Here is a 20,517-nt window from a genome sequence, read left to right on the forward strand (position 1 = left end):
GGCCGCCTCGACCTCGGCGTGCCAGGTGGCGAAGTCGGCCGCGACGTCGGCGGTGTCCACGTGGTTGAAGTCGCCGGGGTGACCGGGCCGCCCCCGGGCTCCGGGGGCGGCGGCGCAAGGGGAGGGAAGTCGGGCGGGTCAGCTCTCTTCGCGCCAGCCCTCGTAGTCGGCGGCGAGGGTGTCGAGGGCGTGGAGGCGGGTGGGGGTCCAGCCGGTCTCGGGGGGTTCGACGACGACCAGCCACTGGGCGTCCTCGGCGTCGTCCTCGCCGGCGAGGGCGTCGCGGACGATTTCGAGTTCGCCGAGGTCGGGGTGGTTGGCGCTGAGCTCCTCCGCGGCCTCCTCGGCGGCGTCGCGGTCGGGCAGGACGAGCAGCTGCCGGGCGTGCGGGTCGGTGGTGTGGTTCTCGGTCACCGGCCCATTCTCCAGGTCGGTCGGGCGGGCTTGTCCGTGCCCCGTGGGATGCTGGTACGCGATGGCCAGGAAGAGTGCACCCGACGATCTGCTCGCCCCGCTGACCCTCGCGGTCGGCCAGGAGGAGCTGTTGCTGGACCGTGCGGTCGCCCAGGTGGTGGCGGCGGCGAAGGCGGCGGACCCGGACACGGACGTGCGGGACCTGCCTCCCGGCGGGTTGCAGCCGGGCAGTCTGGCCGAGCTGACCACTCCGTCGCTCTTCGCCGAGCGCAAGGTGATCGTGGTCCGGGCCGCCCAGGACCTCTCCGCCGACTCGGTGAAGGAGGTCAAGGCGTACATCGAGTCGCCGGCCGAGGAAGTGATCATGGTGCTGGTGCACGCGGGCGGCGCGAAGGGCAAGGGCCTGCTGGACGCCGGGCGCAAGGCGGGCGGTCGGGAGGTGGCCTGCGCGAAGCTGGCCAAGGCGAGCGAGCGGCTGGCCTTCGTCCGCGGCGAGTTCCGGACGCTGGGCCGCTCGGCCACCCCGGAGGCCTGTCAGGCGCTGCTGGACGCGCTGGGCAGCGATCTGCGCGAGTTGGCGGCCGCGTGCAGCCAGCTGACGGCGGACGTCGAGGGTGCGATCGACGAGACCGTGGTGGCCCGGTACTACAGCGGCCGGGCCGAGGCCACCGGCTTCGAGGTGGCGGACCTGGCGGTCACCGGCCGTGCCGCGGAGGCGCTGGAGCGGCTGCGCTGGGCGCTGGCCGTGGGGCAGCCGCCGACCGGCATCACCTACGCGCTGGCGTCCGGTGTGCGCAGCATCGGCCGGCTGGCGACGACCGGGCGGAACATGCGTCCGGCCGATCTGGCCCGTGAGTTGGGCATGCCGCCGTGGAAGGTCGATCGGGTCCGTCAGCAGATGCGGGGCTGGACGGGCGATGCCGTGGCCACCGCGCTGACCGCGATCGCCCAGGCGGACGCTGCGGTGAAGGGCGGCTCGGACGATCCGGCCTTCGCCCTGGAGCGCGCGGTGGTGGCGGTGGCCCGCGCCGCCCGGGCAGGGTCCCGCCCGGCCTACTGACCACCGGGGGCGCACAAGCCGCAGGCCCACAGGCCCCCAGGCTCAAGGCCCGCGGGCCGGAGGGCCGCCCGACCGCCCCCGGTCTACTTGCGGATCGCGTGGAGGGCGTCCAGGGCGTCGGCCTGGAGGGCCGACTGGAGTTCCTCCTTGCTCGGCACCTTGGTCTTCCCGTCGGTGTAACTGGCCGACCAGGAGAGGTAGTACGTCATCCCGCCGTCGCGGACGTCGATCTCGGCGCTGACGCTGTGCCAGGTCTTGTCCGAGGTGCCCGGGTCGTCCTTGTAGAGGAAGTACGCCTCCTCGCCGATTCCCGCCACGTCGGTGACCTTGTAGTTCCGCGCCCGGTAGACCTCCTTGGAGGCCGCGAACTCGGGCGCGGGGTTGACCGCCTTGTGCAGGTCGACGCGCATGTAGGCGGAGGCGTACTCGCTGTCGCCGCTGCCGGCGCCGATGCGCTTGAGCGACATGGAGCAGTTCATGCTCTCCAGGGCCGGGTGGCGGTCGCTGTGGTGGGACGGCGGGCTGGTGTCCGAGGTGGTGTAGAGCGTGAAGAGCCTGGTGGGCTTCCCGGTGGTGCAGAAGTCGTCCACCAGGTGGTAGCTGCCCAGGGAGCGCGGCGAGGACGCGGTGGTGACCATGTCGGGCAGGCTGATCACGGCTGCGGCCCACCCGGCGGAGGCGAGCAGGGCGCCGACGAAGGCCCAGACGGCGTTCCGGCGCAGTCGGGCGGCCCGGCTCGGCCCGTTGGGCCCCGGGCCCGGGGCGGCGGGCGTGGCCGGCAGCCCCGGCGCGGTGGGCAGCCCGGGCGGCGGCCCGAACCCCGGTGACGGCGGTGGCGGCGGTGGCGTGGTCATCCAGGTCCCCCTTCGAGCCGGGCGCCGGGGGTGCTCCCCGCACCTCCCCGCACCTCGCTGCACCTCGATCGCGCGTGACCCGACCATAGCGGCCGGTCCGGGGAACGCGACAGGCGTCGCAGCGGGCCTCTGGGGAAGAGACCGGCTGCGACGCCTGTCGTACTGCTCGGTGCACCGCACCCGCGTGGCGAACGCAGGCCGCGTGCGGTGCGAGTCTCGCGCGCCTCAGGGGTCCGGGTAGAGGGCCGGTCGTCCCGAGGCGGTGGGGGCCGCGAGCCCCCGGGGCGTCAGGCCTGGGCGGCCGCGTTGACGCGCTTGGTGATGGCCGACTTCTTGTTGGCGGCCTGGTTGGCGTGGATGACGCCCTTGCTCACGGCCTTGTCGAGCGCCTTGGAGGCGGCGCGGGCCAGCACGACGGCCTTCTCGGTCTCGCCGGCGGCGGCGGCCTCACGGGCCTTGCGCAGAGCGGTCTTCAGCGAGGACTTGACGGCCTTGTTGCGCAGGCGCGCCTTCTCGTTGGTCTTGTTGCGCTTGATCTGGGACTTGATGTTCGCCACGAAGGAGCCTCAGTCTGTCTCAAAGAAATCTGAACGGGGTGTGCACCGGGCGGCCGTCGGTCCAGCTGAGAGGGCATGCCGAGGCCAGGTGCAGCTGACCACGCTACCAGGGGCGGCCCGCCCGCCCCAAACCGGTCAGGCGCCGGACCGTTCGGGAGACGTCCGCCGGGGCCTGTCGGGCCCCGGGGCCGGACCGAACGGCGGCCCGCACCGTGCTCGTGGGAAGATGGGAGGGACTATTTCGATCGGACGAGACTGTCCGGTCCCCGGGAAACCGGTCAGCGATGACCCGGACACCCCCGGCCCCGGACCAACGGAGAATCGGACCAAGGTGCCCGCGACCCCCAGCAATGTGCCAGAGCCCAGCCGTACCGACCCGGCGCTGATCCGCAACTTCTGCATCATCGCCCACATCGACCACGGCAAGTCGACGCTCGCAGACCGGATGCTGCAGATCACCGGCGTCGTCGACCCCCGGCAGATGCGTGCCCAGTACCTCGACCGCATGGACATCGAGCGTGAGCGCGGCATCACCATCAAGTCGCAGGCGGTCCGCCTTCCGTGGGCGCCGCAGACCGGGCCGAACGCCGGTACGACGCACATCCTGAACATGATCGACACCCCCGGCCACGTGGACTTCACGTACGAGGTGTCCCGCTCCCTCGCCGCGTGCGAGGGCACCATCCTGGTGGTCGACGCGGCCCAGGGCATCGAGGCGCAGACCCTCGCCAACCTGTACCTGGCGCTGGAGAACGACCTCACGATCATCCCGGTGCTCAACAAGATCGACCTGCCGGCCGCCCAGCCCGAGAAGTACGCGGCCGAGATCGCGCACATCATCGGCTGCGACCCGGGTGACGTGCTCCAGGTCAGCGCCAAGACCGGTCTGGGCGTCGAGGACCTGCTGGACCACATCGTCAACACCATCCCGGCCCCGGTCGGCGTCAAGGACGCCCCGGCCCGCGCGATGATCTTCGACTCGGTGTACGACGCCTACCGCGGCGTGGTCACCTACGTGCGTGTCGTGGACGGCCAGCTCACCAAGCGCGAGCGGATCGCCATGATGTCCACCGGCGCGACCCACGAGCTGCTGGAGATCGGCGTCATCTCGCCCGAGCCGAAGGTCGCCGACGGCCTCGGCGTCGGCGAGGTGGGCTACATCATCACCGGTGTGAAGGACGTCCGGCAGTCCAAGGTCGGTGACACCATCACCTCGCAGAACAAGGGCGCCACCGAGCCGCTCGGCGGTTACAAGGACCCGCGCCCGATGGTGTTCTCCGGCCTCTACCCGCTGGACGGCTCGGACTACCCGCTGCTGCGCGACGCCCTGGACAAGCTGCGGCTCAACGACGCCGCCCTGGTGTACGAGCCGGAGACCTCGGTCGCGCTCGGCTTCGGCTACCGCTGCGGCTTCCTCGGCCTGCTGCACCTGGAGATCATCCGGGAGCGCCTGGAGCGCGAGTTCAACCTCGACCTGATCTCCACCGCCCCGAACGTGATCTACCGGGTGGTGATGGAGGACGGCACCGAGCACACCGTCACCAACCCGAGCGAGTTCCCGACCGGCAAGATCGCCGAGGTCTTCGAGCCGGTCGTGCGCGGCACCATCCTGGCGCCGAACGAGTTCGTCGGCGCGATCATGGAGCTCTGCCAGTCCCGCCGCGGCAACCTCCAGGGCATGGACTACCTGTCCGAGGACCGGGTCGAGCTGCGCTACACCCTCCCCCTCGCCGAGATCGTCTTCGACTTCTTCGACCAGCTGAAGTCCAAGACCCGCGGCTACGCCTCGCTCGACTACGAGCCCATCGGCGAGCAGAGCGCCAACCTGGTGAAGGTCGACATCCTGCTGCACGGCGACGCGGTGGACGCCTTCTCCGCGATCGTGCACAAGGACAAGGCCTACAACTACGGCGTGATGATGGCGGGCAAGCTGCAGAAGCTGATCCCGCGCCAGCAGTTCGAGGTGCCGATCCAGGCCGCGATCGGCTCCCGGGTGATCGCCCGTGAGACGGTTCGCGCGATCCGCAAGGACGTCCTCGCCAAGTGCTACGGCGGTGACATCTCGCGCAAGCGCAAGCTGCTGGAGAAGCAGAAGGAAGGCAAGAAGCGGATGAAGATGGTCGGCCGCGTGGAGGTCCCGCAGGAGGCCTTCATCGCCGCGCTGTCCACCGACGCCGAAGCGCCGAAGGAAAAGAAGTAACCGCAGGCGAAGCGAAGGGCCCGGGCACCCGCCCGGGCCCTTCCGCACGTCCGGGGCCCTTCCGCACGTCCGGGGGCCTTCCGTACGTTCGGGGGCCTTCCGTACGTCCGGGGCCGCATCGCCGCGCCGCCGCCTCCGGGGCCGCTACTTCACCGTGCTGTAGACCCCGCCGACGATCGCGGCCTTCGCCAGCCGCCCGGCCGTGCCGGTCAGCACGGTGGGCCGCATCGAGTCGTCCCCGTGGATCAGCTGGAGCAGCCCGTCCCGCCGCCCGAGGCTCACGCACTGGGCGACGTACCGGAAGCTGTACGGCTTCGCGGTGCGCCCGGTGAGCAGCTTGGCGAGGTACAGGCCCTGCGGCAGCGCGGTGGCGCAGCCCATCCGCAGGGTGCCGGTGCCGGGGAGGGTCACCGCGGCGGCGTCGCCGATCACGTGGACGTCCGGGTGCGAGACCGACCGGAGGTGGTCGTCGACCAGGGCTCGGCCGCGCTCGTCCACGGCCAGCCCGGCCTCGGCGGCCAGTGGGAGCGGCTCCAGCGAGGCGGCCCAGACGACGACGTCGGCCTCGACCGGGCCGTCGGTGGTGCGCAGCCCGTCCGGGCTGACCTCGGTGACGGTGGTGTGCTCGTGGACGGTGACGCCGAGCCGGTCGAGGACGCGCCGGACGTGGGTCCGGCCCTTGGGCGAGTAGAGGCCGCCGACCTGCCCGGCGGCGAGGATGTGCACCCGCCACCGCGGGTGGGTCTCGGCGAGTTCGGTGGCCAGTTCGATGCCGGTGGGGCCGCCGCCGATCACGGCCAGGGTGCCGGGCCGCTCGGCTCCGCGCAGCCGGCGGTCCAGTTCGGCGGCCCGCTCGACGGTGTACGCGTGTTGGGCGGCGCCGGGGACGCCGTGGAAGGCGGTGCGGCTGCCGAGGGCGTAGACCAGGGTGTCGTAGCCGAGGGTGGTGCCGTCGTCGAGCCGGACCTTGTGCCCGGCCAGGTCGAGTTCGACGGCCCGGGCCCGCCGGTGGTCGACCTTCCGGCCGCGCACGATGTGGCTGATGGTCGGCCACTGGTGCCCGTGGCCGGCCGCCTCCTCGTGCAGGCGGACCCGGTTGAGGAGCCGCTCCTCGGGGGCGACCAGGGTGATCGGGTGGTGCTTTCCGACGCGCTTGGCGACGCTGAGCCCCGCGTAGCCGGCTCCCAGGACGACGATCCGGTTCTCGGTGGTGCTGCTGCTCATCTCGTCCGCCTCCGTTCGGTGCGCCCGGGTGGGGCGCTGTTCGGGAGGGGGACGACGTGGCCGGTCAGGATGTGACGGTGACCTGCGTCACAGTGGCAGCGGGCTGATGTGGCCGAGCTTCTGCGGGTTGACCACGACGTAGGCCTCGGTGATCCGCCCGTCGGCCACGGCGAAGCCGACGACGCCCGCGACGGTGCCGGTGGCCTTCTCGTACCAGACGAGGCCGGGCTCGCCGTTGACCAGTGCGAAGTCGAGCGCGTACTCGGGGGTGAACCACTTGGCGACCAGGCCGGCCACCAGCCGCGCCACCTTGTCGGCGCCGAGGACGGGCCGGGCCGCGGCGCGGACGATGCCGCCGCCGTCGGCGTGCCAGACCACGTCGGGGTCGAGGACCTCCATCAGGCCGAGGATGTCGCCGCGGATGGTGGCGGCGGCGAAGGCCTCGACGGCCTGCCGGTGCTCGGCCGGGTCGGCCGGGTCGGCGCCGGTGCGCCTGCCGCCGGGCCCGCCGTCGCGGACCCGGCGGCGGGCCCGGGAGGCCAGCTGGCGGGTGGCGTCGGGGGTGCGGTCGAGCGAGGAGGCGATCTCCTCGAAGCCGACCGCGAAGACGTCGTGCAGCACGAACGCGGCGCGTTCGGCCGGGGTGAGCTGCTCCAGGACGGTGAGCAGGGCGAGTGAGACGGACTCGCCGCGTTCGGCCAGTTCGTCGGGGGAGTCCGGGCCCTGCGCGTACGAGACGGAGGGCTCGGGCAGCCATTCGCCGTAGTAGGCCTCGCGGCGGGCGCGGGCGGAGCCGAGCTGGTCGTAGCAGAGGCGGGTGACGACGGTGGTGAGGAAGGCCCGGGGGTCGGCGACGGTGGTGCGGTCGACGGCCTGCCAGCGCAGCCAGGCCTCCTGGAGGGCGTCCTCGGCGTCGGTGAAGGAGCCGAGCAGGCGGTAGGCGACCGAGCCCAGGTAGCGCCGGTTGGTCTCGAAGGCGTCCGGTTCCTGGTGGTCGATCACGGGCCCACGGTAGCGCCCGGCCCGGGGAACGCGAAGAGCCGGGGCGGGGGAGTCCCCGTCCCGGCTCTGCCCGCTGGGGGCGGACGGTCAGTCGACCTCGGCGACGGCCTCCGCGAACTGCGCCTGGTAGAGCCGCGCGTAGGCGCCGTCGGCGGCGATCAGCTCGTCGTGCGAGCCCTGTTCGACGATCGAGCCGTTCTCCATCACCAGGATCACGTCGGCGTCCCGGATGGTGGAGAGCCGGTGGGCGATGACGAAGCTGGTGCGGCCGGTGCGCAGCCGGGCCATGGCCCGCTGGATCAGCACCTCGGTGCGGGTGTCGACGGAGCTGGTGGCCTCGTCCAGCACCAGGATGGACGGCTGGGCGAGGAACGCCCGGGCGATGGTGATCAGCTGCTTCTCGCCGGCGCTGACGCCGGTGCCCTCGTCGTCGATGCGGGTGTCGTAGCCGTCCGGCAGGGTGCGCACGAAGCGGTCGACGTGGGCGGCCTTGGCGGCCTCGACGACCTGTTCGCGGGTGGCTCCCTGGGCGCCGTAGGCGATGTTGTCGGCGATGGTGCCGCCGAACAGCCAGGTGTCCTGGAGCACCATGCCGATGCCGGAGCGCAGGTCCTCGCGGGACATCGCGGAGACGTCGACCCCGTCGAGGGTGATCCGCCCGGAGCTGACCTCGTAGAACCGCATCAGCAGGTTGACCAGGGTGGTCTTGCCGGCACCGGTGGGGCCGACGATGGCGACGGTCTGGCCGGGTTCGACCTTGAGCGAGAGGTCCTCGATGAGCGGCTTCTCGGGGTCGTAGCGGAACGACACGTCCTGGAAGGAGACCCGGCCGTGCACCGCGTCGGGCCGTTCGGGCATGGCCGGTTCGGGGGTCTGCTCGGGGGCGTCGAGGAGTTCGAAGACCCGCTCGGCGGAGGCGACGCCGGACTGCACGAGGTTGGCCATGCTGGCGACCTGGGTGAGCGGCTGGCTGAACTGCCGCGAGTACTGGATGAACGCCTGCACGTCGCCGATGGACAGGGCGCCGCTGGCGACCCGCAGGCCGCCGACGACGGCGACCAGCACGTACTGGAGGTTGCCGATGAGCATCATCGCGGGCTGGATGATCCCGGAGATGAACTGGGCGCGGAAGCTGGAATGGAACAGCGCCTCGTTGTGCTCGCGGAAGGTCTCGGCGGATTCGCGCTGCCGCCCGAACACCTTGACCAGGGTGTGGCCGGTGTACATCTCCTCGATGTGGGCGTTGAGTTGGCCGGTGGACTTCCACTGCTGGACGAACTGCGGCTGCGCCCGCTTGCCGACCTTGGCGGCGACGACCACCGACAGCGGCACCGAGACGAGGGCGATGAGGGCGAGCAGCGGGGAGATCCAGAACATCATCGCCAGCACGCCGACCACGGTGAGCAGCGAGTTGACGACCTGTCCCAGGGTCTGCTGCATGGACTGGCCGACGTTGTCGATGTCGTTGGTGACCCGGCTGAGCACCTCGCCGCGCGGCTGCTTGTCGAAGTAACTGAGCGGCAGCCGGGCGAGTTTGGCCTCGACGTCCTGGCGCAGCCGGTAGCCGGCCCGTTGGACGGCCTTGGTGGCGAGCCGGCCCTGGACGATGCCGAAGGCGGCGGAGGCGACGTAGATGGCGAGGACCCAGAGCAGGACGGTGCCGATGGCGCCGAAGTCCATGCCCTGGCCGGGGGTGAAGTCGACGGAGGAGAGCAGGTCGGCGACGCCGCCCTCGCCGTGGGCGCGCAGTCCTTCGACGACCTGCTGCTTGGAGGTGCCGGGTGCGAAGCGGGCGCCGACGACGCCGGCGAAGATCAGGTCGGTGGCGTCGCCGAGCACCTTGGGGCCGATGACGGCGCAGCCGATGCTGAGCACGCCGAGGCCGATCACGGCGGACAGCAGGGCGCGTTCGGGGCGCAGCAGGGAGAGCAGGCGTTTGCCGGAGCCCTTGAAGTCCATGGACTTCTCGGAGCCCTGGCCGCCCATGAAGCGGCCCGGTCCGGCGGGGCCGCGGCGGGCGGCGGCGGCCTGCGAGTCGCTGGGCAGCTGGGCGTCGGGGCCGGCCGGCTTCTTGCCGGGGGCCGTCGGCTTGCCGGGGCTGGTCATGCCGCCTCCTGCTCGGTGAGCTGGGAGAGCACGATCTCCCGGTAGGTCGGGTTGTCGGCCATGAGTTCGTGGTGGGTGCCGGTGCCGACGACGGCGCCCTCGTCGAGGACGATGATGCGGTGGGCGTCGCGGATGGTGGAGACGCGCTGGGCCACGATCAGGACGGTGGCGTCGGAGGTCTCGCGGGCGAGGGCCTTGCGCAGCCGGGCGTCGGTGGCGTAGTCGAGGGCCGAGAAGGAGTCGTCGAACAGGTAGACGTCGGGTTTGCGGACGAGGGCGCGGGCGATGGCCAGGCGCTGGCGCTGGCCGCCGGAGACGTTGCCGCCGCCCTGGGCGATGGGGGCGTCGAGGCCCTCGGGGAGCTTCTCGACGAACTCCTTGGCCTGGGCGACCTCCAGGGCGTGCCAGAGGTCCTCGTCGGTGGCGTCGGGCCGGCCGTAGCGCAGGTTGCTGGCGATGGTGCCGGTGAAGAGGTAGGGCTTCTGGGGGACGAGGCCGATGCTGTCGGCGATGGCCTCGGGGGCGAGTTCGCGGACGTCGACGCCGTCGAGCAGGACCTGTCCGTTGGTGGCGTCGAACAGCCGGGGGACGAGGCCGAGCAGGGTGGACTTGCCGCTGCCGGTGGAGCCGATGACGGCGGTGGTCTCGCCGGGGCGGGCGGTGATGTCGATGCCGCGCAGCACGGGGGCCTCGGCGCCGGGGTAGCGGAAGTCGACGTCGCGCAGTTCCAGGTTGCCGCGGCGCAGCACCTCGGTGACGGGCGCGGCGGGCGGGACGACGCTGGAGGTGGTGGTGAGGACCTCGTCGATGCGTTCGGCGCAGACCTCGGCGCGCGGCACCATCATGAACATGAAGGTGGCCATCATGACGCTCATCAGGATCTGCATCAGGTAGGAGAGGAAGGCGGTGAGGGCGCCGATCTCCATGCCGCCGCTGTCGATGCGGTGGGCGCCGAACCAGAGCACGGCGACGCTGGAGGCGTTCACGACGAACATGACGGCCGGGAACATGAAGGACATCAGCCGGCCGACCTGGAGGGCGACGTGGGTGAGGTCCCCGTTGGCGTCGGCGAAGCGGGCCTGCTCGTGGTCGTCCTTGACGAAGGCGCGGATGACCCGGATGCCGGTGATCTGTTCGCGCAGGACGCGGTTCACCGTGTCGATCTTCGTCTGCATGCTGCGGAACTTGGGGCGCAGCGAGCGGACCAGCAGGACGACGACGGTGCCGAGCAGCGGGATGACGGCGAGCAGCAGGCCGGACAGCGGCACGTCCTGGTTGAGCGCCATGATGATGCCGCCGACGCACATGATCGGGGCGGCGACCATCAGGGTGAAGCTCATCAGGGCCAGCATCTGGACCTGCTGGACGTCATTGGTGGTACGGGTGATCAGGGAGGGGGCCCCGAACTGGCCGAGCTCGCGGGTGGAGAAGCTCTGCACGCGGTCGAAGACGGCGGCCCGGACGTCCCGGCCGAAGGCCATGGCGGTGCGGGCGCCGTAGTAGACGGCGCCGATCGAGCACAGGGCCTGGACCAGGGTGACGCCGATCATCACGCCGCCGACCCGCAGGATGTAGCCGGTGTCGCCCTTGACCACGCCGCTGTCGATGATGTCGGCGTTGAGGGTCGGCAGGTAGAGCGCGGCGAGGGTCGAGACCAGCTGGAGGAGGACCAGCAGGGCGATCGGTCGGGAGTAGGGGCGTAGGTACGCCCTGAGCAGTCTGATCAGCACTGGCACACTCTTGTCGTCGGCGGGTCGTTTCGCATCCCAATTCTCGGTCTTTGGTGCACTCGTACAGGAGATTCCGGCGGAGCGAGCCGGAGGTTTGTCAGTCCTTTGCCCGTTCGACACCGCGGTGGGGGTGGTGTGCCGTCTGGCCCCACCCCCTTACGGAATGACCGGTTTCCCCCTAGGCTGCTGATTGCCCCCTTGTTACTCATCGGTACCGTTCCGGTTAACCGGCACCGATCCGGTGAGGCGGGGCCCGGCGACCGCCCCCACGGGAGCCGCGACAATCCCTTGAGACGGCCACCCGCCCTCGGAGGTCCTCGTTGAGTTCCGCGCAGTCCCTGATCGACGACGGCAGTGCCGACCTCGTCGCCTCGCGACCCGCCTCCGTCGCCCATCTGTTCCTGGAGCGGGTCGCCGCGACGCCGAACGGTGAGGCGTACCGCTACCCGGCCCCGGTCGACGAGCACGCCGCGGACAGCGCCCCCGGCGCGGAGCAGTGGCGCTCGCTGACCTGGGCGCAGACCGCGACCCGGGTGAAGGCGGTGGCCGCCGGGCTGATGGCGCTCGGCATCCAGCCCGAGGACCGGGTCGCCCTGGCCTCCTCCACCCGGCTCGAATGGGTCATCGCGGACCTCGGCAACATGTGCGCGGGCGCCGCCACCACGACCGTCTACCCCAGCACCAACGCGGACGAGACGGTCTTCATCCTCTCCAACTCCGGCTCCCGGGCGCTGTTCGCGGAGAACGTCGCGCAGCTGGCCAAGGCGGTCGGGCAGATCGAGCAGCTGCCCGAACTGCGCACCGTCATCCTCTTCGACGCCCCCGCCGAGGCCCCCGAGACCGCCGGCCTGGACCTGCTCACCCTCGCCGAGCTGGAGCAGCGCGGCGCCGAGTACCTGGAGCAGCACCCGGACGCCGTCGAGAAGTGCGTCGCCGCGCTCGACAAGGAGCAGCTGGCCACCCTGATCTACACCTCCGGCACCACCGGCCGCCCCAAGGGCGTGCGGCTGGTGCACGACTGCTGGGCGTACGAGGGCCGGGCCCAGGAGGCCAGCGGGCTGCTGAGCGCCGACGACGTCCAGTTCATGTGGCTGCCGCTGTCGCACGTGTTCGGCAAGACGCTGATCTCCGGCCAGATCGCCACCGGCCACGTGATGGCCGTGGACGGCCGGGTCGACCGGATCATCCACAACCTGCCGGTCATCCGCCCGACGGTGATGGCCTCCGCGCCGCGCATCTTCGAGAAGGTGTACAACGGCATCGCCGGGAAGGCCCGGGCCGAGGGCGGGGCCAAGTACAAGATCTTCCTGTGGGCCGCCAAGGTCGCCCGCGACCACGCCCGGGTCGTCCAGGAGAACCGGATCGCCACCGGCGCCGGCACCGCCCCGCTGGGCCTGCGGCTCCAGCACGCGCTGGCCGACAAGCTGGTCTACGCGAAGATCCGCGCGGCCTTCGGCGGGCAGCTGAAGGGCGCGGTCTCCGGCAGCGCCGCGCTGGCCCCCGAGATCGGCTACTTCTTCCTCGGCGCCGGCGTGCCGATCCTGGAGGGCTACGGCCTCAGCGAGACCAGCGCCGGCTCCTGCGTCAACCGCAAGGAGGACGTGCGGATCGGCACGGTGGGCCGGGCGCTGCCGGGCACCGAGGTGCGGATCGCCGAGGACGGCGAGATCCTGCTGCGCGGCCCCGGCGTCATGCGCGGCTACCACAACCTGCCGGAGAAGACCGCCGAGGTGCTGGAGGCGGACGGCTGGTTCCACACCGAGGACATCGGCGAGCTCAGCCCGGACGGCTTCCTGCGGATCACCGACCGCAAGAAGGACCTGTTCAAGACCTCCGGCGGCAAGTACGTCGCGCCCAGCGAGGTCGAGGGCAAGTTCAAGGCGGTCTGCCCGTTCGTCAGCAACATCCTGGTGATCGGCAACGGCCGCAACTACTGCACCGCGCTGATCGGCCTGGACGAGGCGGTCATCATGCCGTGGGCCGCCGAGCACGGCCTGGCCGGGAAGTCCTACGCCGAGGTGGTCGCCGACCCGCAGGTGCACCAGCTGATCGAGGGCTTCGTGAAGCGCCTCAACGCCGACCTCCAGCGCTGGCAGACGATCAAGAAGTTCCACCTGCTGCCGCGCGACCTCGACATCGAGCACGGCGAGCTCACCCCGAGCCTGAAGATCAAGCGCCCGGTGGTCGAGAAGACGTACGCGGACGCCGTCGCCGCGATGTACGCGGGCGCCAACGAGGCCTGATCCGGCCCCGCTCCCGTACGGTCCGCGAAGGCTTCGCGGACCGTACGGGACAATGGGGGCATGCCCTCCGCACTCCCCGACGGCGAACCGGTGCCGTCCGACGGTTCCCTGCCCGCGCACGCCCTCACCGGCCTCGGACAGCGGCCCTTCGGCTTCTACCTGCACGTGCCGTACTGCGCCAGCCGCTGCGGCTACTGCGACTTCAACACCTACACGGCCACCGAGCTGCGCTCCTCGGGGGCGGTCGCCTCGCAGGACACCTACGCGGACAACGTGGTCGCCGAGATCCGGCTGGCCCGGCGCGTCCTGGGCGACGCCGACCTGCCCGTGCGGACGGTCTTCCTCGGCGGCGGCACCCCCACCCTGCTGCCCGCCCGGGACCTGGTGAAGATGCTCGCCGCGATCCGGGACGAGTTCGGGCTGGCCGAGGACGCCGAGGTCACCACCGAGGCCAACCCGGAGTCCGTCGACCCGGCGTACCTGACCGAGCTGCGCGAGGGCGGCTACAACCGGATCTCCTTCGGCATGCAGAGCGCCCGCCCGCACGTGCTGCAACTGCTCGACCGCCACCACACCCCGGGCCGCCCCGAGGCCTGCGTGGCCGAGGCCCGCGCAGCCGGCTTCGAGCACGTCAACCTGGACCTGATCTACGGCACGCCCGGCGAGTCCGACGACGACTGGCGGGCCTCCCTGGACGCCGCCATCGGCGCCGGGCCGGACCACGTCTCCGCGTACTCGCTGATCGTCGAGGAGGGCACCCGGCTCGCCGCCCGGGTCAAGCGCGGCGAGCTGCCGATGATCGACGACGACGTGCACGCCGACCGCTACCTCATCGCCGAGCAGGCCCTCGCCGCCGCCGGGTACTCCTGGTACGAGGTCTCCAACTGGGCCACCACCCCCGAGGGCCGCTGCCGCCACAACGAGCTCTACTGGACCGGCGCCGACTGGTGGGGCGCCGGCCCCGGCGCGCACAGCCACGTCGGCGGCGTCCGCTGGTGGAACGCCAAGCACCCCGCCGCCTACGCCCGGGCCCTCGCCGAGGCCCGCACCCCGGCCCAGGGCCGCGAGGTCCTGGCCGAGGAGGACCGCCGGGTCGAACGCATCCTGCTGGAGCTGCGCCTGGTCGAGGGCGTCTCCCTCGACCTGCTCACCCCCACCGGCCGCGAGGCAGCCGCCCGCGCCCTCGCCGACGGCCTCCTGGCCCCGGAGCCCTACCAGACCGGCCGCGCCGCCCTGACCCTCCAGGGCCGCCTGCTGGCGGACGCGGTGGTGCGGGACCTGGTGGACTGATCCCCGCGCGTGCGAGCTAGTCCAGCGGCTCCACCGTGGTGAAGTCGATCAGTTCCTCCACCTTCCCCAGCAGCTCGGGCTCCAGGTCCTTGTAGCTGTTCACCTTGGAGAGGATGTGCTTCCAGGCGGCCGGGGTGTCCACCGGCCAGCCGAGGCGGCGGCAGGTGCCCTGCTTCCAGTCCTCACCGCGGGGGACGGCGGGCCAGGCGGGGATGCCGACGCTGGCGGGCTTCACGGCCTGCCAGATGTCGATGTAGGGGTGGCCGACGACCAGCACGGAATCGCCGGTGACCTGGGCGGCGATGCGGTGCTCCTTGGTGCCGGGGAGCAGGTGGTCGACCAGGACGCCCAGCCGCCGGCCGGGGCCGGGGGCGAAGTCGGCGACGATCGCGGGCAGGTCGTCGACGCCCTCCAGGTACTCGACCACGACGCCCTCGATCCGCAGGTCGTCGCCCCAGACCCGCTCGACCAGTTCGGCGTCGTGCCGGCCCTCGACGTAGATCCGGGACTCGCGGGCGACCCGGGCCCGGGCGCCGCGGACGGCGATCGAGCCGGAGGCGGTGCGCCCGGGCGCCTTCGACGGCGCCGGGCCGGCCGGGCGGACCAGGGTGACCACCCGGCCCTCCAGCAGGAAGCCGCGCGGCACCAGCGGGAACACCCGGTGCTTGCCGAAACGGTCCTCCAGGGTGACGGTGAACCCCTCGGCGGTCCTCTCGCAGCGCACCACCGCCCCGCAGAAGCCGGTCGCCGCCTCCTCGACCACCAGGTCCCGCTCGGCGGGCACCTCCGGGGCCGGGGCCTGTTTCTTCCACGGCGGGGTCAGATCGGGTCCGTACTGGCGGCTGCGCATGGAGGCGACTATACGGACGGACCGTCAGAGACCCGGCGCGCCCCAGACCGGGAACCAGCGGCTGAGGTCCTTCTCCAGCCGCAGGTCGTTCCCCAGCAGCGCGTTCACCTGGAGCTCCAGCGGGCTGTTGCGCTTCTCCCCGCCGCCGGGCATCGGCGCGAACGGGTAGAAGGTGCCGCGCTTGTAGAGGTAGACCAGCGCCAGTGACTGCCCCTGCGCGCTCCGGAAGGCGACCAGCGAGCAGAGCAGCTGCGGGCCGAAGCCGTTCGCCTCCAGCTCGCTGTTGACCGCGTGCAGGTCGTTGACCAGCTCCGGCAGCTCCTCGGGGGAGTGCCGGGCGAGCAGCCAGGAGTAGCCGTAGTCGTCCTTGGAGGCCTCGACGGGCACGCCGCCGCGCCCGGTGTCGGCGTCCAGCAGCTCGTGGACCTGCTGCTCGACCTGGCCGAAGGCCGCGCCCTCGACGGCGGCGAAGCAGACCGAGCCGAGCCCGGTGGGCCTGAAGCCCGCCCCGGCCTCCAGGGTGAGCGCGGCGGACGGCACGCCGAACAGCTGGTCGAGGTCGGGCTTGACCGGCTTGGTGCGGCCGAACAGGGTGTCCAGGAATCCCACGGCGGTCCTCTCTCGACGGGAACGGGCGTCAGCGGCCGAGCTGCTCGGAGATCTTCGCCAGCTGGGCCAGCCGCTTCTCCAGCGTCGGGTGGGTGGAGAACAGCTGGGTGGCGGCGTCCCGGGCACTCAGCGCGGGGGCGAAGTAGAAGGCGTTGTACGGCTGCGCCTGGCGCAGGTCCTTGCTGGGGATGGCGGCGATCTGCCCGGTCACCTTGGTCAGCGCCGAGGCGAGGGCGCTGGGCCGGCCGGTGAGCTGGGCGGCGGCCCGGTCGGCGGCGAGCTCCCGGTAGCGGGAGAGCAGCCGGGTGAGCAGGAAGCTGATCGCGTAGACCACCATCGACACCAGCGGGATGATCAGGGCGGCGATGGCCGCGTTCTGGTCGTTGTTGTTGCGGCCGCCGAGGAACCCGCCGTACATCGCGATCCGGGTCATCGCCCCGGCGAGGACGCCGAGGAAGCCGGCCACCGTCATCACCGCGACGTCCCGGTGGGCGACGTGGGACAGCTCGTGCGCGAGCACGCCCTCCAGCTCCTCCGGCTCCAGCCGGCGCAGCAGGCCGGTGGTGACGCACACCACGGCGTTCTGCGGGTTGCGGCCGGTGGCGAAGGCGTTCGGCATGTCGTTGTCGGCGACCGCCACCCGGGGCTTGGGCATGTCGGCGAGCGCGCAGAGCCGGTCGATGGTGCCGTGCAGCTGGGGGTACTGCTCCGGGGTCACCTGGTGGGCGCCCATCGCCCGCTCGGTGATCTTGTCGCTGAACCAGAACTGGGCCACGAAGAGCCCGCCGGAGATCAGCACGATCAGCGGCCAGGCGCCGCGCAGCAGCGCGATCAGCAGGCCGGTGAATCCGACGTACAGCAGCCCGATCACGAACATGGTCGCGACCATCCGGCCGGTCAGTCCGCGGTCCGGCGCGAAACGGGTGTGCTGGCCCGAGCTCGACATCGCTTGCTCCTCCGTTCGCCGTCGCTATCGATGCTGCCACCCGGACGGCCCCTCGGCACCACCCCCGCGCCGGGAACTGCGGGCAGGATCACCCCGGCCGGGCCGTTCCTGCCGTCGGACCCGGGCCGTACACTGGCAGGTACGGTTTTGGCACTCGTGTGTTCAGAGTGCCAAGGCCCCGGTCCTCCGGGGGCACCAGCCACAACGGACACACAACGGACAACGTGCGAAGACGGAGGTGCGTGCCCCATGGCCGGAGAGGTCCGCCAGCTGGACGACCGCAAGCTCGCCGTGCTCCGCGCGATCGTCCAGGACTACGTGGGCACCGAGGAGCCGGTCGGCTCCAAGGCGCTGGTGGAACGGCACAACCTCGGGGTCTCCCCGGCCACCGTCCGCAACGACATGGCGGCGCTGGAGGAGGAGGGATACATCCACCAGCCGCACACCAGCGCCGGGCGCATCCCCACCGACAAGGGCTACCGCCTGTTCGTCGACAAGCTGGCCGAGATCAAGCCGATGACCGCCCCCGAGCGCCGGGCGATCCGGCACTTCCTGGACGGCGCCGTCGACCTGGACGACGTGGTCGCGCGGACGGTGCGCCTGCTCGCCCAGCTGACCCGGCAGGTCGCGGTGGTCCAGTACCCCTCGCTGTCCCGGTCCACCGTCCGGCACATCGAGCTGGTGGCGCTGGCGCCGGCCAAGGTGATGCTGGTCCTGATCACCAACACCGGCCGGGTCGAGCAGCGGCTGGTGGACTGCCCGGGCACGGTCGGCGAGACCCTGCTGGCGGACCTGCGGGCCCGGATCAACGTGCGGGCCGTCGGCCAGCGCCTGCCGGACGTCCCGGGGCTGCTGGAGGAGCTGCCGGCGATGGTCGAGCAGGCCGACCGGCCGACCGTCACCACCGTCCTGGCGACGCTGTTCGAGGCGCTCGCCGAACAGAACGAGGAGCGGATCATGCTGGCCGGCACGGCCAACCTGACCCGCTTCGGGCACGACTTCCCGCTCACCATCCAGCCGGTGCTGGAGGCGCTGGAGGAACAGGTCGTCCTGCTCCGCCTCCTGGGTGAGACCGCGGACGCCGGGATGACGGTCCGGATCGGGCGGGAGATCGCCTACGAGGGGCTGAATTCCACCTCGGTGGTGTCGGTCGGTTACGGTTCGGGCGACGAGAGCGTGGCCAAACTGGGTGTGATCGGTCCGACCCGGATGGACTACCCGGGCACAATGGGGGCGGTGCGAGCGGTGGCGCGGTACGTGGGTCAGATCCTGGCCGAGTCGTAGCAATCGACCGCCGTTAGATTTCTAACGGTGGTGTCCAGTCGCAGCACTACTACAGGCGGAACAAGCGGAGCATTTGGTGGCCACGGACTACTACGCGGTACTCGGCGTCCGACGGGATGCGGGGCAGGACGAGATCAAGAAGGCGTTCCGGCGCCTGGCACGCGAACTGCACCCGGACGTCAACCCGGACCCGAAGACGCAGGAGCGGTTCAAGGAGATCAACGCCGCCTACGAGGTGCTCTCCGACCCGCAGAAGCGCCAGGTCTACGACCTCGGCGGCGACCCGCTGTCCCCGGGCGGCGGCGCGGGAGCGGGCTTCGGCGCGGGCGCGGCCGGGTTCGGCTTCTCCGACATCATGGACGCCTTCTTCGGCGCCGCCGCCGGCCAGCGCGGCCCGCGCTCGCGCACCCGGCGCGGCCAGGACGCCATGATCCGGCTGGAGATCACCCTGGAGGAGGCCGCCTTCGGCACCACCAAGGAGCTCCAGGTCGACACGGCCGTCACCTGCACCACCTGCAACGGTGAGGGCGCCGCGCCGGGCACTTCGGCGCAGACCTGTGACATGTGCCGCGGCAAGGGCGAGGTCTCCCAGGTCACCCGGTCGTTCCTCGGCCAGGTCATGACCTCCCGCCCCTGCCCGCAGTGCCAGGGCTTCGGCACCGTCGTGCCGACCCCGTGCCCGGAGTGCGCCGGCGACGGCCGGGTCCGCGCCCGTCGCACCCTGACCGTCAAGATCCCGGCCGGTGTCGACAACGGCACCCGGATCCAGCTGGCCGGCGAGGGCGAGGTCGGCCCCGGCGGCGGCCCGGCCGGCGACCTGTACGTCGAGATCGCCGAGACCACCCACGCGGTCTTCCAGCGGCGCGGGGACGACCTGCACTGCACCGTCACCATCCCGATGACGGCGGCCGCGCTCGGCACCCAGGTGCCGTTGCAGACCCTGGACGGGCTGGAGGAGGTCGACATCCGGCCCGGCACCCAGTCCGGCCAGTCGATCCCGCTGCACGGCCGGGGCATCACCCACCTGCGCGGGGGCGGCCGGGGCGACCTGATAGTGCATGTCGAGGTGCAGACGCCCACCAAGCTCGACCCCGAGCAGGAGGAGCTGCTGCGCCGGCTGGCGGTGCTGCGCGGCGAGGAGCGTCCGTCCGGGCAGTTCGCGCCCGGCCAGCAGGGCCTGTTCTCGCGCCTGAAGGACGCGTTCAACGGCCGCTAGCCGTCCCGCGGAGGGGTGCCGGGACCGGTCCCGGCACCCCTTTCGCGTTCCCGTTCCGTCCGCGTTCCGCCCCCCGCCCCGGAGGTTCCCCGCATGACCGCCCCCGTCTTCGTCGTCGAGACCGAGCGGATCGCCGCCGCCGCGCCCGGCGCCGTGGTGCTCCTGGACGGGCCGGAGGGGCGGCACGCGGCCGCGGTGAAGCGGCTGACGGCCGGTGAGGCGGTCACCCTGGCCGACGGGCTGGGGCTGGGCGTGGACGGCACCGTCGCGCAGGTGCACGGCAAGGACGCGATCGAGGTCACCGTGGCGGCCGTGCGGCGGGAGCCGGAGCCGGCGCCGCGGATCGTCGTGGTCCAGGCGCTGCCCAAGGGCGACCGCGGCGAGCTGGCCGTGGAGACCATGACCGAGGTCGGCGTGGACGTGGTGATCCCGTGGTCGGCCTCCCGCTGCATCACCCAGTGGAAGGGCGACCGCGGCGCCAAGGCGCTCGCCAAGTGGCGGGCCACTGCCCGGGAGGCGGGCAAGCAGTCCCGCCGGCTGCGCTTCCCCGAGGTGCACGAGCCGATGACCACCCGGCAGCTGGCGCCGGTGCTGGCCCGGGCCGCGTTCGCGGCCGTGCTGCACGAGGAGGGCGCCGAGCCGCTGGCGCTGGCCGCGCTGCCGGCGGCGGGGGACCTGGTGCTGGTGGTCGGGCCCGAGGGCGGGGTCTCGCCGGAGGAGCTGACGGCCTTCGCCGAGGCTGGGGCCAAGCCGTACCGGCTGGGCCCCTCGGTGCTGCGCACCTCGACCGCCGGGGTGGCCGCCGGGGCCCTGCTGCTCGGGCGCACCGGCCGCTGGTCCTGAGCCGGCGGCTCCCCGGGGGCGTGCGGCTCGCCCGGTGGGCGGGACTCTGCGAAAACCGGGGCGCGTCGTACGCGTACGTGCCTACGCTG

At 72.1% G+C, this 20,517-nt stretch carries 17 protein-coding genes; 7 read left to right on the forward strand and 10 right to left on the reverse strand.

Features of this window, described 5'->3' with window-relative positions; genetic code table 11:
* Window positions 1–138: 138 nt before the first annotated feature.
* The gene (locus ABTY15_RS27215; RefSeq protein WP_350600823.1) at window positions 139–414 is read right to left on the reverse strand and encodes a hypothetical protein; all 276 of its coding nucleotides are present in this window, start codon (window positions 412–414) and stop codon (window positions 139–141) included.
* Between the two features lie 61 nt (window positions 415–475).
* Between ABTY15_RS27215 and holA the strand changes: the two genes are divergently transcribed.
* Complete coding sequence (gene holA, locus ABTY15_RS27220; RefSeq protein ID WP_350600825.1) at window positions 476–1,474, forward strand: DNA polymerase III subunit delta; 999 nt, start codon at window positions 476–478, stop codon at window positions 1,472–1,474.
* Between the two features lie 83 nt (window positions 1,475–1,557).
* Here holA and ABTY15_RS27225 read toward each other — a convergent pair whose 3' ends face one another.
* Complete coding sequence (locus ABTY15_RS27225) at window positions 1,558–2,328, reverse strand: hypothetical protein (RefSeq protein WP_350600826.1); 771 nt, start codon at window positions 2,326–2,328, stop codon at window positions 1,558–1,560.
* Window positions 2,329–2,615: 287 nt separating this feature from the next.
* On the reverse strand, window positions 2,616–2,885 hold the full coding sequence (gene rpsT / locus ABTY15_RS27230) for a 30S ribosomal protein S20 (protein WP_196951699.1): 270 nt from the start codon (window positions 2,883–2,885) through the stop codon (window positions 2,616–2,618).
* A gap of 331 nt (window positions 2,886–3,216) precedes the next feature.
* Between rpsT and lepA the strand changes: the two genes are divergently transcribed.
* Window positions 3,217–5,085 carry a translation elongation factor 4 gene (gene lepA / locus ABTY15_RS27235; RefSeq protein WP_350600831.1) on the forward strand — a complete coding sequence of 623 codons (1,869 nt, stop codon included), beginning with the start codon at window positions 3,217–3,219 and terminating at the stop codon, window positions 5,083–5,085.
* Window positions 5,086–5,229: 144 nt separating this feature from the next.
* Here lepA and ABTY15_RS27240 read toward each other — a convergent pair whose 3' ends face one another.
* The 4 genes from ABTY15_RS27240 to ABTY15_RS27255 form a co-directional block, all read right to left on the reverse strand.
* Window positions 5,230–6,309 (reverse strand): NAD(P)/FAD-dependent oxidoreductase, encoded by a 1,080-nt coding sequence (locus ABTY15_RS27240; protein WP_350600833.1) that lies wholly within the window; start codon window positions 6,307–6,309, stop codon window positions 5,230–5,232.
* A gap of 87 nt (window positions 6,310–6,396) precedes the next feature.
* The gene (gene sigJ, locus ABTY15_RS27245; protein WP_350600837.1) at window positions 6,397–7,311 is read right to left on the reverse strand and encodes an RNA polymerase sigma factor SigJ; all 915 of its coding nucleotides are present in this window, start codon (window positions 7,309–7,311) and stop codon (window positions 6,397–6,399) included.
* 87 nt (window positions 7,312–7,398) lie between these two features.
* On the reverse strand, window positions 7,399–9,417 hold the full coding sequence (locus ABTY15_RS27250) for an ABC transporter ATP-binding protein (protein ID WP_502893600.1): 2,019 nt from the start codon (window positions 9,415–9,417) through the stop codon (window positions 7,399–7,401).
* Window positions 9,414–11,147 carry an ABC transporter ATP-binding protein gene (locus ABTY15_RS27255; RefSeq protein ID WP_350600838.1) on the reverse strand — a complete coding sequence of 578 codons (1,734 nt, stop codon included), beginning with the start codon at window positions 11,145–11,147 and terminating at the stop codon, window positions 9,414–9,416. Before ABTY15_RS27255 ends, ABTY15_RS27250 begins: the two co-directional genes overlap by 4 nt.
* Before the next feature lie 320 nt (window positions 11,148–11,467).
* Between ABTY15_RS27255 and ABTY15_RS27260 the strand changes: the two genes are divergently transcribed.
* Both ABTY15_RS27260 and hemW read left to right on the forward strand, forming a co-directional pair.
* Window positions 11,468–13,390, forward strand: coding sequence for an AMP-dependent synthetase/ligase (locus ABTY15_RS27260; RefSeq protein WP_350600842.1), 1,923 nt, complete (start codon window positions 11,468–11,470; stop codon window positions 13,388–13,390).
* 60 nt (window positions 13,391–13,450) lie between these two features.
* Entirely contained in the window at window positions 13,451–14,680 is a 1,230-nt protein-coding gene (gene hemW, locus ABTY15_RS27265; protein ID WP_350600845.1) for a radical SAM family heme chaperone HemW, read from the forward strand.
* Between the two features lie 16 nt (window positions 14,681–14,696).
* Here hemW and ABTY15_RS27270 read toward each other — a convergent pair whose 3' ends face one another.
* Genes ABTY15_RS27270 through htpX form a run of 3 tightly spaced genes read right to left on the reverse strand, consistent with a single transcriptional unit; the run spans window position 14,697 to window position 17,085 of the window.
* Window positions 14,697–15,530, reverse strand: coding sequence for a DUF3097 domain-containing protein (locus ABTY15_RS27270; RefSeq protein WP_350600848.1), 834 nt, complete (start codon window positions 15,528–15,530; stop codon window positions 14,697–14,699).
* A 24-nt stretch (window positions 15,531–15,554) separates the two neighbouring features.
* Window positions 15,555–16,139, reverse strand: a complete 585-nt coding sequence (gene pspAB / locus ABTY15_RS27275; RefSeq protein ID WP_350600851.1) for a PspA-associated protein PspAB — start codon at window positions 16,137–16,139, stop codon at window positions 15,555–15,557.
* 28 nt (window positions 16,140–16,167) lie between these two features.
* Window positions 16,168–17,085, reverse strand: a complete 918-nt coding sequence (gene htpX / locus ABTY15_RS27280; RefSeq protein WP_350600856.1) for a zinc metalloprotease HtpX — start codon at window positions 17,083–17,085, stop codon at window positions 16,168–16,170.
* A gap of 249 nt (window positions 17,086–17,334) precedes the next feature.
* On the opposite strand from htpX, the gene hrcA reads away from it, so the two are divergent.
* The 3 genes from hrcA to ABTY15_RS27295 all read left to right on the forward strand — a co-directional run bounded on the left by hrcA (window position 17,335) and on the right by ABTY15_RS27295 (window position 20,428).
* Window positions 17,335–18,369, forward strand: a complete 1,035-nt coding sequence (gene hrcA / locus ABTY15_RS27285; RefSeq protein WP_350600859.1) for a heat-inducible transcriptional repressor HrcA — start codon at window positions 17,335–17,337, stop codon at window positions 18,367–18,369.
* Between the two features lie 76 nt (window positions 18,370–18,445).
* Window positions 18,446–19,585, forward strand: a complete 1,140-nt coding sequence (dnaJ, locus tag ABTY15_RS27290; protein WP_350600861.1) for a molecular chaperone DnaJ — start codon at window positions 18,446–18,448, stop codon at window positions 19,583–19,585.
* A gap of 93 nt (window positions 19,586–19,678) precedes the next feature.
* The gene (locus ABTY15_RS27295; RefSeq protein WP_350600863.1) at window positions 19,679–20,428 is read left to right on the forward strand and encodes a 16S rRNA (uracil(1498)-N(3))-methyltransferase; all 750 of its coding nucleotides are present in this window, start codon (window positions 19,679–19,681) and stop codon (window positions 20,426–20,428) included.
* Window positions 20,429–20,517 lie beyond the last annotated feature (89 nt).

It is taken from the genome of Kitasatospora sp. NPDC097643 (genome assembly GCF_040302625.1).
GTDB lineage: Bacteria > Actinomycetota > Actinomycetes > Streptomycetales > Streptomycetaceae > Kitasatospora.